This window comes from Streptomyces sp. NPDC031265 (genome assembly GCF_055570295.1).
In genome coordinates, this window is the sequence record NZ_JBVIHM010000001.1 from 188784 (window position 1) to 201293 (window position 12510).

At 69.8% G+C, this 12510-nt stretch carries 13 protein-coding genes; 7 read left to right on the forward strand and 6 right to left on the reverse strand.

Translation table 11 applies throughout. The annotated features are described in order from the left end of the window. Window positions 1-155 precede the first annotated feature (155 nt). Window positions 156-1322 carry a metallophosphoesterase gene (locus tag ACZ499_RS00875; protein ID WP_468672046.1) on the forward strand — a complete coding sequence of 389 codons (1167 nt, stop codon included), beginning with the start codon at window positions 156-158 and terminating at the stop codon, window positions 1320-1322. 172 nt (window positions 1323-1494) lie between these two features. Then, the gene (locus tag ACZ499_RS00880; protein ID WP_468670792.1) at window positions 1495-2340 is read left to right on the forward strand and encodes a hypothetical protein; all 846 of its coding nucleotides are present in this window, start codon (window positions 1495-1497) and stop codon (window positions 2338-2340) included. 146 nt (window positions 2341-2486) lie between these two features. Here ACZ499_RS00880 and thiC read toward each other — a convergent pair whose 3' ends face one another. Beyond that, window positions 2487-4265 carry a phosphomethylpyrimidine synthase ThiC gene (gene thiC / locus ACZ499_RS00885; protein ID WP_468670794.1) on the reverse strand — a complete coding sequence of 593 codons (1779 nt, stop codon included), beginning with the start codon at window positions 4263-4265 and terminating at the stop codon, window positions 2487-2489. Between the two features lie 197 nt (window positions 4266-4462). Here thiC and ACZ499_RS00890 point away from each other — a divergent pair, with 197 nt between their 5' ends. After that, entirely contained in the window at window positions 4463-5797 is a 1335-nt protein-coding gene (locus tag ACZ499_RS00890; protein WP_468670796.1) for a YibE/F family protein, read from the forward strand. A gap of 7 nt (window positions 5798-5804) precedes the next feature. On the opposite strand, the gene ACZ499_RS00895 is transcribed toward ACZ499_RS00890, so the two are convergent. From ACZ499_RS00895 to ACZ499_RS00910, 4 genes are all read right to left on the reverse strand, one after another. Then, window positions 5805-6242: an SsgA family sporulation/cell division regulator gene (locus ACZ499_RS00895; protein ID WP_468670800.1), complete on the reverse strand. Its 438-nt coding sequence runs from the start codon at window positions 6240-6242 to the stop codon at window positions 5805-5807. Window positions 6243-6337: 95 nt separating this feature from the next. Then, window positions 6338-7108 (reverse strand): IclR family transcriptional regulator, encoded by a 771-nt coding sequence (locus tag ACZ499_RS00900; RefSeq protein ID WP_468670804.1) that lies wholly within the window; start codon window positions 7106-7108, stop codon window positions 6338-6340. 188 nt (window positions 7109-7296) lie between these two features. Further along, window positions 7297-7515: a DUF5326 family protein gene (locus ACZ499_RS00905; protein WP_385536193.1), complete on the reverse strand. Its 219-nt coding sequence runs from the start codon at window positions 7513-7515 to the stop codon at window positions 7297-7299. A gap of 152 nt (window positions 7516-7667) precedes the next feature. Further along, entirely contained in the window at window positions 7668-7985 is a 318-nt protein-coding gene (locus ACZ499_RS00910; RefSeq protein ID WP_385536192.1) for a cupin domain-containing protein, read from the reverse strand. Window positions 7986-8035: 50 nt separating this feature from the next. On the opposite strand from ACZ499_RS00910, the gene ACZ499_RS00915 reads away from it, so the two are divergent. The 4 genes from ACZ499_RS00915 (at window position 8036) to ACZ499_RS00930 (ending at window position 11189) form a co-directional block, all read left to right on the forward strand. After that, entirely contained in the window at window positions 8036-8416 is a 381-nt protein-coding gene (locus ACZ499_RS00915; protein WP_468670811.1) for a phage holin family protein, read from the forward strand. Window positions 8417-8427: 11 nt separating this feature from the next. Further along, complete coding sequence (locus tag ACZ499_RS00920) at window positions 8428-9582, forward strand: cystathionine gamma-lyase (RefSeq protein ID WP_468670813.1); 1155 nt, start codon at window positions 8428-8430, stop codon at window positions 9580-9582. Window positions 9583-9770: 188 nt separating this feature from the next. After that, a complete protein-coding gene (locus tag ACZ499_RS00925) occupies window positions 9771-10667 on the forward strand; it encodes a LysR family transcriptional regulator (RefSeq protein ID WP_468670816.1) in 897 nt (298 codons plus the stop codon). A 39-nt stretch (window positions 10668-10706) separates the two neighbouring features. Then, entirely contained in the window at window positions 10707-11189 is a 483-nt protein-coding gene (locus ACZ499_RS00930; RefSeq protein WP_101389186.1) for an NUDIX domain-containing protein, read from the forward strand. A 40-nt stretch (window positions 11190-11229) separates the two neighbouring features. Here ACZ499_RS00930 and ACZ499_RS00935 read toward each other — a convergent pair whose 3' ends face one another. Next, a complete protein-coding gene (locus tag ACZ499_RS00935) occupies window positions 11230-12459 on the reverse strand; it encodes a globin domain-containing protein (RefSeq protein ID WP_468672048.1) in 1230 nt (409 codons plus the stop codon). Window positions 12460-12510: the final 51 nt, after the last annotated feature.

Below are 12510 nucleotides of genomic sequence, written 5' to 3' on the forward strand. Positions count from 1 at the left end.
ACATTGGGGGACATAACAACCGGCAAACCAGGGCCGCGCCCGGATTCACCACCCCTGGTGCGTCACACAGCACGAGCCTCATTCCTATGATGGGCGCACGACACTGCGGATCCCCGCCCGACCAGGGGGGTCCCACGGTGTACGGCGGCGCGACGGTGGTGGAGGGGTCGATGACTCAGGGGGCCGGTCTGGGACCCGAGCGGACGGAGACGTTGCGTGACTTCCGGGTGCCTCCGTACGCGCAGGCTCCCGCGCATTCCGCGCAGGTCCCTCCGCCGCCCCCACCCGTCGAAATGCCTCCGCCGGCGCAGCCGCACCCTCCTGTGGCAGTGCACCTGGCGGAGGCGTACCCCGCGGACATCCACCCGGGGGACGCCTTCGCGGACGACGAGCCGCCCGAGGGCTACACCCCGACGGCACGCGACCTCCCGGTGATCAACCGGGGGGACACCGTGCAGGTCCGGGTGCAGACCGACCCCGCCCCGGCGCCCCTGCCGGACGGCCTCGGGCCGCTCTACGTCGTGGGCGACGTCCACGGCTACCTCGACGAACTCCTGGCCGCGCTGCGCGAGCAGGGGCTGATCGACGTCGACGCGAACTGGGCCGCGGGCAACGCCCGCCTCTGGTTCCTCGGCGACTTCACCGACCGCGGTCCCGACGGCATCGGCGTCATCGACCTGGTGATGCGGCTGTCGGCCGAGGCCGCGGCCGTCGGCGGCTACTGCAAGGCCCTCATGGGCAACCACGAGCTGCTCCTGATCGGCGCCAAGCGTTTCGGTGACACCCCGGTCAACTCCGGTGCGGGCACCGCCACCTTCCAGGCCGCCTGGCTGCTCAACGGCGGCCAGAAGGCCGACATGGACCGCCTCCAGGACGTCCATCTGCAGTGGATGTCCCGCCTCGACGCGATCGAGCAGGAGGACGGGCATCTGCTGATGCACTCAGACACCACCGCGTACCTGGAGTACGGCGACTCCATCGAGGCCGTGAACGACACCGTGCACGCGCTGCTCACCCGCAACGACGCCGACGAATGCTGGGACCTGTTCCGGAAGTTCACCAAGCGCTTCGCCTTCCGCGACGAGGGCGGCCCCCAGGCCGCGCGCGAGCTGCTCTCGGCGTACGGCGGACAGCGAGTGGTCCACGGACACAGCCCGATTCCCTACCTTCTGGGCGAAGTGGGCACCGAAGACGGTGAGGAAGACTCCCGTCCGGTCGTGGAGGGCCCGCACGTGTACGCGGACGGCCTCGCCATCGCCATGGACGGTGGGGTGACCATGGCCGGAAAACTGCTGGTCGTGCAGTTGCCTCTGCATGACTGACGCGTAATCGGGAAAGCACCGGCTCGGGCGGCAGCCAGGTGATTTCGGAAACACCCTGTCACCCCGTGCCGTAATCGCTCTACCATCGGCTTATCCGTAGCAGGCTCTCCTCCGTTTCCGCCCGATTGCCCGTTCGTCAGGCGGGCTTTCCGGCCCTACGGAGCATCGGGGGATGCACATGAACAGCGCTCCGCACCTGCTGACCGAGGACCGCCCGGAGTTCGAGCGGATCCTCGACGACGCACTGCGCACCGCGCCCGACCGGCCCGAACTGGCCGGCGTAGGAGTACGGCTCAACACCGAGCAGTTGCGCACCATGGTGCTCAACGCCGGTGCCCTCGTCTCGGCGGCCGCGGCGGCCGAGTACGAGCACTACGTCAGGGTGCGCGAGGAGTTGCGCACGCCCTCCACCCCTGCGCTCACATCGGAACGCGGTTCGGTGATGACTCCTCCGGTGGTCGACAGCCCGGAGTCCACCTCGGGTGCGGGTGTCGGCGCGGTCGTCGCGGTGCTGGCGCCCGTCCTCTCCGGGACCGCCGCCGCGATCTTCCTGTTGGTGGGCTACATCCTGAAGATGCTCAACCCCGAGCCCGCCTTCGCCGACACTTTACTGACCGCCGGATGGTTCTTCGGAGCGCTCACCGCGGCCGCGATACTCGCCGCCGCGATCAGCCTCCTGCTCACCGCGCTCCGCAACGGCGCCACCCAGGTCGTCGCCGAGCCGGAGGAGGCCGAGGTGGGCGACGAGAGAACACAGGAGGTCTCCCGGGCCCGTGACGCATGGCGCCACGCCCTGGTGGAGCGGGGCATCTACCCGTTCCTGCGTGAGGCGCTGGCCGACCCGGGCGCCGGTCCGGGCGTGCCGAGGCGTCGCTCGGCGGGCCGGATACCGAGCCTCGGCTACGACCGGCCCGACTTCGACAGTCCGGGCGACTCGTCCACCGGGACCCGGCCCAGCTTCACCAGCCCGGACTTCACCAGTCCCGACTTCGGGGGCCCCGAACACCAGCCGGAGTGACCGGCTTGGGGGCGCCCGTTTCACGTGAAACCGCTGGGACCCCACGGGGAAACCACCGGCACCTTCGTTTCACGTGAAACCGCGGCCGCGCATGTTTCACGTGAAACAGCGAGCGCTGTTTCACGTGAAACATCGGTACGCGTACGTCACTCCGCGATCGGCAGATAGACGCGGTTGCCCGCCTCGGCGAACTCCTTGGACTTCTCCGCCATTCCGGCCTCGATGTCCCCCGCCGCCAGATCCCCGCCGTGCTCGCGCCGGATGTCCTGCGAGATCTTCATCGAGCAGAACTTCGGCCCGCACATCGAGCAGAAGTGAGCGGTCTTCGCCGGCTCGGCGGGCAGCGTCTCATCGTGGAACTCCCGCGCGGTGTCCGGGTCAAGGGCCAGGTTGAACTGGTCCTCCCAGCGGAACTCGAAGCGGGCGTCCGAGAGCGCGTCGTCCCAGTCCTGCGCGCCCGGGTGTCCCTTGGCGAGGTCGGCCGCGTGCGCCGCGATCTTGTAGGTGATGACGCCCGTCTTGACGTCGTCGCGGTTCGGCAGGCCCAGGTGCTCCTTGGGCGTGACGTAGCAGAGCATCGCGGTGCCCCACCAGGCGATCATCGCAGCACCGATGCCGGAGGTGATGTGGTCGTACGCCGGGGCGACGTCGGTGGTCAGCGGGCCGAGCGTGTAGAACGGCGCCTCTTCGCAGATCTCCTGCTGGAGGTCGATGTTCTCCTTGATCTTGTGCATCGGGACGTGTCCCGGGCCCTCGATCATCGTCTGCACGTTGTGGCGCTTGGCGATCGTGTTGAGCTCACCGAGCGTGCGCAGCTCGGCGAACTGCGCCTCGTCGTTGGCGTCCGCGATGGAGCCCGGGCGCAGACCGTCGCCCAGGGAGTACGTCACGTCGTACGCCGCGAGGATCTCGCAGAGCTCCTCGAAGTTCTCGTACAGGAACGACTCCTTGTGGTGCGCGAGGCACCAGGCGGCCATGATCGAGCCGCCGCGCGAGACGATGCCGGTCTTGCGGCGGGCGGTGAGCGGCACGTACCGCAGGAGCACCCCGGCGTGGACCGTCATGTAGTCGACGCCCTGCTCGGCCTGCTCGATGACCGTGTCCTTGTAGACGTCCCAGGTCAGCTCCTCGGCGCGGCCGTCGACCTTCTCCAGCGCCTGGTAGAGCGGCACGGTGCCGATCGGGACGGGGGAGTTGCGCAGCACCCACTCACGGGTGGTGTGGATGTTGCGGCCGGTCGAGAGGTCCATGACCGTGTCGGCGCCCCAACGGGTGGCCCAGGTCATCTTGTCGACCTCCTCCTCGATGGAGGAGGTGACGGCGGAGTTGCCGATGTTGGCGTTGACCTTCACCAGGAACCGCTTACCGATGATCATCGGCTCGATCTCGGGGTGGTTGACGTTGGCGGGCAGCACCGCGCGCCCGGCCGCGATCTCCTCGCGCACGACCTCGGGAGAGACGTTCTCGCGGATCGCGACGTATTCCATCTCCGGGGTGACCTCGCCCCGGCGGGCGTACGCGAGCTGGGTGACGGCCTGCCCACCACGGCCCCGGCGCGGCTGGCGCGGGCGGCCCGGGAACACCGCGTCGAGGTTCTTCAGCCCGCCGCGCGGCGAGGTGTGCTTGATGCCGTCGTCCTCGGGGCGCACGGGGCGGCCCGCATACTCCTCGGTGTCGCCGCGCGCGATGATCCAGTTCTCCCGGAGCGGGGCGAGTCCCCGGCGGACGTCCGTCTCGATGTTCGGGTCGGTGTACGGCCCGGACGTGTCGTACAGCGTGACGTCCTTGCCGTTGGTGAGGTGAACCTGGCGGACCGCCACCCGGAGGTCGGGGCGCGAGCCCTCGACGTATCCCTTGTGCCAGCCGATGGACTTCCCGGCCTCGCTCTGATTCGAGGCAGGCGTGCGTGCGTCCTGAACGGTCATGAGACCTACTCCCTACGCCGGCATTACCCGGTAACAGGTTCGGCGGTCGGCGCAGCCGCTTCCGTACGGTTCGTACGGCTTTCAGCGCCCTCTCAGCCCGGTGCTCCGAGCTCCCGCGTGTGCAAAGGTGTCACCACGCTAGCGTCATCGCCAGCGCGCTGAACAGAGGGGCCCCGCCGTCTTGCGATGATCGGGCGGTGACATCAGCAGAGCAGCCCCCCGAGGACGCCCACGGACACCCGCACGGCCAGCCCCCTGGGCACACGCACAGTCACGGTCCTGCGGCGCCCGTCTCGAAGCACCTCCGCAAGGTGATCGCCGCCGTGCTGATCCCGTTCTCGGTCGCGGTGCTCGTCGGCCTGGCCGTACTGTGGCCCGGGGGATCCCCGTCCCACCAGCGCACCGGAGTCGGCTTCGACCGCCAGACCCAGCAGGCGAAGGTCCTCGCCCTCCAGAAGGTCGACTGCAAGTCGGTCAACGCCGGTCAGACGCCGTCGAACGGCGACACCTCAACCGCCGAGGGCCAACAGGCCGGGCGCTCCCAGCGGGGCCTGTGCGCCAAGGCGACCGTCGAGGTCACCAGCGGCAAGGAGAAGGGCCGCACCTTCACCGAGATCGTCCAGCCGGACGCCCCGCGCCAACTGCACAAGGGGCAGGGCGTGATCGTCGCGTACGCCCCCGACGCCCCGCACGACCTGCAGTATTCGGTGACCGATGTGAACCGGCGGCTCCCGATGGCGCTGCTCGCGGGGATCTTCGCGCTCGCGGTCGTGGTCGTCGGCCGGCTGCGCGGGGTGATGGCGCTCGTCGCGCTGGTCGTCTCGTTCGCCGTGCTGACCCTGTTCATCCTCCCGGCGATCCTCCAGGGCTCCAATCCGCTGCTGGTCGCGGTGGTGGGTTCGAGCGCGATCATGCTGATCGCGCTGTACATGTGCCACGGCCTGTCGGCGCGCACCTCGGTCGCCGTGCTCGGCACGCTGGTCTCGCTCGTCCTGATCGGGCTGCTCGGGTCGCTCTTCATCGGCTGGGCCTCGTTGACCGGCAACACCGACGACAACACCGGCCTGATCCACGCGCTGTACCCGAACATCGACATGTCCGGTCTGCTGCTGGCCGGCGTGATCATCGGATCGCTCGGGGTGCTCGACGATGTGACGGTCACCCAGACGTCGGCGGTCTGGGAGCTCCACGAGGCCAATCCGACGATGGGCCCGCGCGGGCTGTACCGGGCGGGCATCCGGATCGGCCGCGACCACATCGCGTCGGTGGTCAACACCCTGGTCCTGGCATACGCGGGCGCGGCGCTGCCGCTGTTGCTGCTGTTCTCCATCGCGCAGAGCAGCGTGGGGACGGTGGCCAACAGCGAGCTGGTCGCCGCGGAGATCGTCCGGACGCTGGTGGGATCGATCGGCCTGGTGGCCTCGGTCCCGTTGACCACCGCACTCGCGGCGCTGGTGGTCTCGGCCGACCGCCCGGCCGTCGCGGCCCGCGGGCCGGTGCGGGGCGGGCGGGGCCGGCGCCGCAAGAAGTAGGCGGCGCTCAGCCCGCGTTCTGCTCCTCGGCCAGGATCCGTCCCAGCGCCTCGTCCAGATGTCCGTCGAAGTCGCCGAGCGCGCGCTCCTGTCCCAGCGGTACGAGCTTGTCGGTGCGGTCGAGGAAGGCCACCAGCGGGCCGGCCCCGGCCCGGAAGAGCGCCCGTTCGCCGCCCACCTGGAGGCGGATGTGGACGTCGCAGAGCTCCTCGGGGCAGGAGGGCGCAATGTGCACGTCCCCTTCGCCGGTGGGGGTGTTGATGCCGTCGAGCAGTAGTTCCCGCCCGAATGTCCAGGTCACGGGTTCGTCGCCGGGAAGGTGGAAGGTCATGCGGACGGCGTACGGATCGTCGCCGCGGTACGTGAGCTCCACCGGGATCCTGAAGGAGAGCTCCTCGGAGACGAGGAAGCTCATCATGACCTCTGCCAGGACCTCACGCATCATGTACCCCGCTGTAGCTGAAATGGCCAGGAATGATCCCCCTGGCCCTCTTGACGCAATCGTGCTGGAAGCACTAAAAGATCACAAGGAGTGATTTTTCAGATACTGATAGAGAACGCGAGGGAGCTGAGGAGACGGCCGACTTCGCCGCGGAGCTGCTCGATCGCCGGAATCAGGCGTTCTTGCTGGTGGAGGGGGAGGGAGATGGCCATGGTCGCGGCTCCGGAACCCGCCGTGATCGGGATGGCCGCGCAGACCGTACCCAGGGCGTACTCCTGTCGTTCGACGAACGGCTGCATACGCTCCGTAGCCGCGAGGCGGTCCAGGAGGGCCCGGCGGTCGCGTACGGAATAGGGGGTGACCGCGCGGACAGGGTGCCGTTTCAGATGGTCCTCGCGGGCCTTCTCGTCGAGTTGGCTCAACAGGCACTGGCCGATGGCGTGCGCGTGCCCGGTCTCCCGGAAGTCGGCCCACTCCTCGACGGCCGGGGCCGACGGCGTGTCGGCCACTCCGGCGATCTCGATCTCACCCTCGCGGTAGACCGCGAAGTAGACGGGGACCCCAATGGCGTCGCGCCACTCCGCGAGAGAGCGGCTGATCTTGGTGCGACGATTCTGCATCGCGCCGCCGTCCGCCAGCCTCTCGGCCGCCTCGCCGAAGACGAACACCCCGTTCTCCCTGCGCAGATAGCCCTCGTGTGTGAGGGTGCGCAGCAGGTGGTACGCGGTGGGAAGCGGCAGCCCGGCCTCCCGCGCCAGCTGTTTGGCAGGAGCGCCGTCCACATGGGCACCCACGGCCTCCAGCAGGCGCAACGCCCGCTGGACCGAACCGATCAGGGTAGGGATACCGGCGTTCGCAGCCGTGGCCACAGGTCACCCCCAGGCGTGCTGACGGGCAAGGGGGCCCGCCCGAGGCAGCAGAGGTTTTCACCATAACGGCCGCCTCCGGCGCCATGAGGGGTTTGGCCTCTCCGTCCCTCAGCCGGGCTAATCCTGGTCGTCCTGTACGAGCGCTGTGCCTGTACGGGACCGCACCCGTACGAAATGCGCGCTGGCGTCTACCAGTCGCCGCGCGAGGACGACGAGGACATGAACCGCCGGACGACGTAGATGAGACCGCCGACCAGGGCCACGAAGATCAGCGCCTTGAAGAGCAGTCCGAACAGGAAGCCGACCACACTGGCGATGAGACCGCCGAATACGACCAGCGCGATGACGGGCACGGCGACCCACTTCACCCACCAGGGCATCCCCGTGAATATCTCCCGTGCGGCCATCGTCCTTACCTCTTTCGTACTCGTGATTCTCCTCAAGTCTCGGGCTGCTGCCTTCGACACCCTCGATGCTAGGGGCGCGGGGGTACCGAACGGGGGCCTCGCAGCCCTTGGTCTCCCCTGACCGGCCCCCTAGGGAATCCCCGGGGGCGCCCTCAGCTCTCAGGGGGAGAGAAGACGACCAGAACCCGCAGGTCCTCGACGATGTGGTGGAACCGGTGGGCGACCCCGGCCGGCACATGGACGACGCTGCCCCGCGCCACCTCGGTGGTCTCCAGGCCGACCGTGATGGACGCCCGGCCGCTCACCACGAAGTAGATCTCGTCCTGGGCGTGCGGCTTCTGCGGATCGTGGTCGCCCGCGTCCAGTGCGTAGAGCCCGGCCGACATGTTCCTTTCACGCAGAAACTGCAGGTACGCGCCGTCGTTTGCGGCGCGCTCCGCCTCAAGTTCGTCAAGCCGGAATTGCTTCATCGCCGTCCGCCCCTGCACTGGTACCGATCACGTCTGCCACGATCAGACACATGAAGAATTTCGTAGTCAAGACGCTCGCCAACGCGGCGGCTCTGGCCGTGGCCATCTGGCTGGTTCAGGACATCACGCTCACCGGTGACAGCACCGGCAGGAAGGCCCTGACGCTGGTTCTGGTCGCGCTGCTCTTCGGCGTGGTGAACTTCATCGTCAAGCCGGTCGTGAAGCTCCTCTCGCTCCCGCTGTTCATCCTCACGCTCGGCCTGATCACCTTTGTGATCAATGCCCTGATGCTGCTGCTCACCTCGTGGCTGGCCGGGAAGCTCGACCTCAACTTCCATGTCGAGGGCTTCTGGACCGCGCTGCTCGGCGGCCTGATCATCTCGATCGTGTCCTGGGCGCTGAACGTCGTCCTGCCCGACGACAGGGACTGAGGGGAGCGCGGATGACCTCCGGTGTGAACCCTCCCCGGGCGCCGGGTGACGGCACCAGAGCGGTGCGGGCCGGGCTCCCGGACCCGGTGGCGTACGAACCCCCGCTGCCGGGGCCGGTGTTCGCCGCGCACTTCCACCTCCCGGGCGAGGCCGTGGGCCCCTACACCTACGGCCGGGACACCAATCCGACCTGGACCCATCTGGAGCGCGCCCTCGCCGAGCTGGAGTCCCCGGACGCGCCCGCCGAAACGGTCGTGTTCGCCTCCGGCATGGCCGCGGTCTCGGCGGTCCTGCTCTCCCACGCGCGCGTGGGCGACGTCGTGGTCCTGCCGGACGACGGCTACCAGGCGCTGCCCCTGGTGCGCGAGCAGCTCGCCGCGTACGGAGTCGAGGTGCGCACCGCGCCGACCGCGGGCGACGCCCAGCTGGACGTTCTGGACGGCGCGGCCCTCCTGTGGATCGAGACGCCCTCCAACCCGGGCCTGGACGTCTGCGACATCCGGCGGCTGGCGCGGGCCGCCCACGACACGGGCGCGCTGGTCGCGGTCGACAACACGCTGGCGACCCCGCTCGGCCAGCGCCCGCTGGAGCTCGGCGCGGACTTCGCGGTGGCCAGCGGCACCAAGGGCCTCACCGGCCACGGCGATCTGCTGCTCGGCTATGTGGTCTGCCGGGACGCCGAGCTCGCCGCGCGCGTACGTAAATGGCGCAAGGTCGTCGGCGCGATTCCCGGGCCGATGGAGGCCTGGCTGGCGCACCGCTCGCTGGCCACGCTCCAGCTGCGCGCGGACCGGCAGTCGGCGAACGCGCTGGCCGTGGCCGAGGCGCTGGCGGAGCGCCCCGAGGTGAGCGGGGTGCGCCATCCCGGGCTGCCGTCCGACCCCGCGCACCGGCAGGCGGCCGCGCAGATGCGCCGCTTCGGCTGTGTCGTCTCCTTCGACCTGCCCGACCGCGCGTACGCGGAGCGGTTTCTGGCGGCGCTGCGGCTGGTGGACGACGCCACGAGCTTCGGCGGGGTGCGCTCCACGGCCGAGCGGCGCGGCCGCTGGGGCGGTGACAAGGTCGCGGAGGGCTTCATCCGCTTCTCCGCCGGGGCCGAGGACACTGCGGACCTCGTCGCCGACGTACGGCGGGCGCTGGACGAGGCCTCGGCCGCCGGGGCATGAGACAGGCGGTCCGAGCCTCCCCCCTCATGGCTCGGACCGCCCCGGTTCCGCGCGCGAAGAACCGTGCCACCAAGGCTAGTTGACTCTGTGTCAGTGTCCAATCACGGTAGCGACAGAGGCCTATCGACATATTTATAGTTGTGTCCGGCCGGGGACGTTGTGAGGCAGTTCGGGACGGGAGGGCACCCATGGACCTCGCCCTGCTGCGCACGTTCGTCACGGTCCATCGCGCGGGCTCCTTCACCCGGGCCGCCGCCCTGCTCGGCCTCTCGCAGCCAGCCGTCACCAGCCAGATCCGCACTCTGGAGCGGCAGTTGGGGCGCCCGCTGTTCCTGCGCCAGGCGCGCGGGGTGACACCGACGACCGTCGGCGACGAACTGGCTCAGCGCGCCGCTCCGCACCTGGACGCGCTGGTCGAGATCGCGGAGTCCGGCTCGTACGAGGAGTCGGGTGTACGCACCCTCCATCTCGCAGGACCGCCGGAGTTCACCTCGCTGCGTGCCCTGCCCGCACTGACCTCCCTCGTCCCGCAGGGGCTCGCGCTGCGGGCCTCCTTCGGCAACGCGGAGGAGACCCTGGAGGGCGTGGCCGCAGGCCACCACGACCTGGCAATCGCCACCGCCCGCCCCCGTGGCCGGCTGCTCAGCGCTACCCCGCTCTGCGACGAGGAGCACGTGCTGGTCGCCGGAGTGCGCTGGGCCTCGCGGGTCGCGCCGGGGGCGCTGCGGCGCGGAGGCCCCGGCGTACTGGAGCACATGCCGGTGGTGGAGGTGCACGAGTCGCTCCCGCTCGTCTCGCGCTACTGGGCCGCGGTCTTCGACACCAAGCCGGCCGCCGCGGGCACGGTGATCGCGCCCGACCTGCGGGCGGTCCTGGAGACGGTGACGGCCGGGGCCGGCCTGGCTGTACTGCCGCGATATCTCTGCGAGGGGGCGCTGGAGCGCGGCGAACTGGTGGCCCTGCTCGACCCGCCGGTGCCCCCGCTGCGGACCTACTTCCTGGCGGTGCGCACCGGCACGCTCGCCCTGCCGCACATCGCGCGGGCGCAGGAGTGGCTGCTGCGCGCCGCGGTCGACTGGAGCTGAGAGAGTTTCGCGGGCGCCGCCACGGGCCACATTTCTCCCATGACCGTCCGACCCGTGGTCAAGCGCACCGCACGAGCCGTCCTGCTGGACGGCGACGACCTGATCCTGATCAAGCGCACCAAGCCCGGCATGGATCCCTACTGGCTCACCCCCGGCGGCGGCGTCGAGCCGGAGGACTCCACCGTCGTCGAGGCCCTGCACCGCGAGGTGCACGAGGAACTCGGCGCGAAGATCACCGATGTGGTGCCCTGTTTCGTCGACACCGTCGAGCACATCGGCGCCGACGGCGGGGCGACCGGCGTGAAGGTGCAGCACTTCTTCGTCTGCCGGCTCGACTCCATGGACGAATCCCTGCGGCACGGCCCCGAAGTGGACGAGCCGTGCGGCGAGTACGAGATCGTACGGATCCCGTTCACCCGCGTCGGCATCGCCTCCGTCCACCTCGTACCGCTGTCGCTGCGGCACTACCTCGACGGCAACATCGAGGGCGTCCGCGCGATGCACGCGCCGGACCTGGGCTGATCCCCTACCGGGTGCGCGGCCCTCGGCCGTGCGCCGCGCCTCAGTCGTTCGCCGCGACGAGCTCCTCGACGGAGTCGTGCCGGATACGGTCGGAGGGGATCCCGATGTCCCGCAGGGTGGTCACGCCGCTGCGGATCATCCCCGGTGGCCCGGACACATAGGCGTCGTACGAGTTCCACGGCCCGTACTCGCGCACCGCCTCCGGGAGCCGCCCGCCGAGCCCCCGGCCCGGGCTCCCCGAGATCACCGGCCGCACTGACAGCCAGGAGTGGGCCTGCTGCATCCGCAGCAGGGTGTCGATGTCGTAGAGGTCGTGGTTGCTGCGGGCGCCGTAGAAGACCTCGACGGGCCGCCGCTCGCCGTACCGGGCGACGTCCTCGACCAGCGCCTTGATGGGCGCTATGCCGGTGCCGCCGCCCAGACAGAGCAGGCCGTTGTCGGTGGTGTGGTCGACCACCATCGACCCGGCGGGCGGTCCCAGGCGCAGGGTGTCCCCGGGGCGGGCGCGGTGGACCAGCGCGCCGGAGACCCAGCCGGCTGGCACCGCCTTGACGTGCAGCGACAGCAACCCGTCGGCGCGGGGCGCCGAGGCCAGCGAGTAGTGCCGCCAGATCCGCGGCCACCAGGGCGTCTCCAGCGTCGTGTACTGCCCGGCCAGAAAGGGGTACGGCTGGTCCGGGCGGAGAGTCACCACCGCGATGTCCGGGGTCCTCAGATCGTGCGAGACGACCTCGGCGTACCACCAGGCGGGCCGCCTCAGCTCGTCCTCGTCGGCCGCGTCGATCATGATCTGCGACATCGTCGTGTAGGCCCGGACCCAGGCGGCCTGGGTCGCCTCGTCCCAGGTCTTCACGGCGTACCGGACCAGCGCCCCGATCAGCGCCTCTCCGACGGCCGGATAATGCTCGGGCCGGGTGCCGTACTTACGGTGGCCCCGGCCCAGCTGGCGAAGATATTCAGTGAGTGTGGCGGTGTTCTCCAGATGCTCGGCGGCCGTGAGCAGCGCCTTGAGCAACCGGTCCCGCTGGGTGTCCATCGCTGCCGGAAAGAGCGTGCGCAGCTCCGGATCGCCTATGAAGAGCAGTGCGTAGAAATACGACGTGACCTTGTCCGCTAAAGGTGCGATCTCCGCGAGCGAGCGGCGTATCAGCACAGCGTCGGTCGACGTGTTGGTCGGAGCGTTCATCCCTTGTCTCGCCTCGAACCTCTGGCCGCAGTTACCGACGTCCGGGAGTCCCGTCCCTCCCGTACCGGAGCATGTCAGCTTCAGTGAGGCCGCGGGGACAAATAGCAGGAATCCCGGGTACCCGAACCCACATTC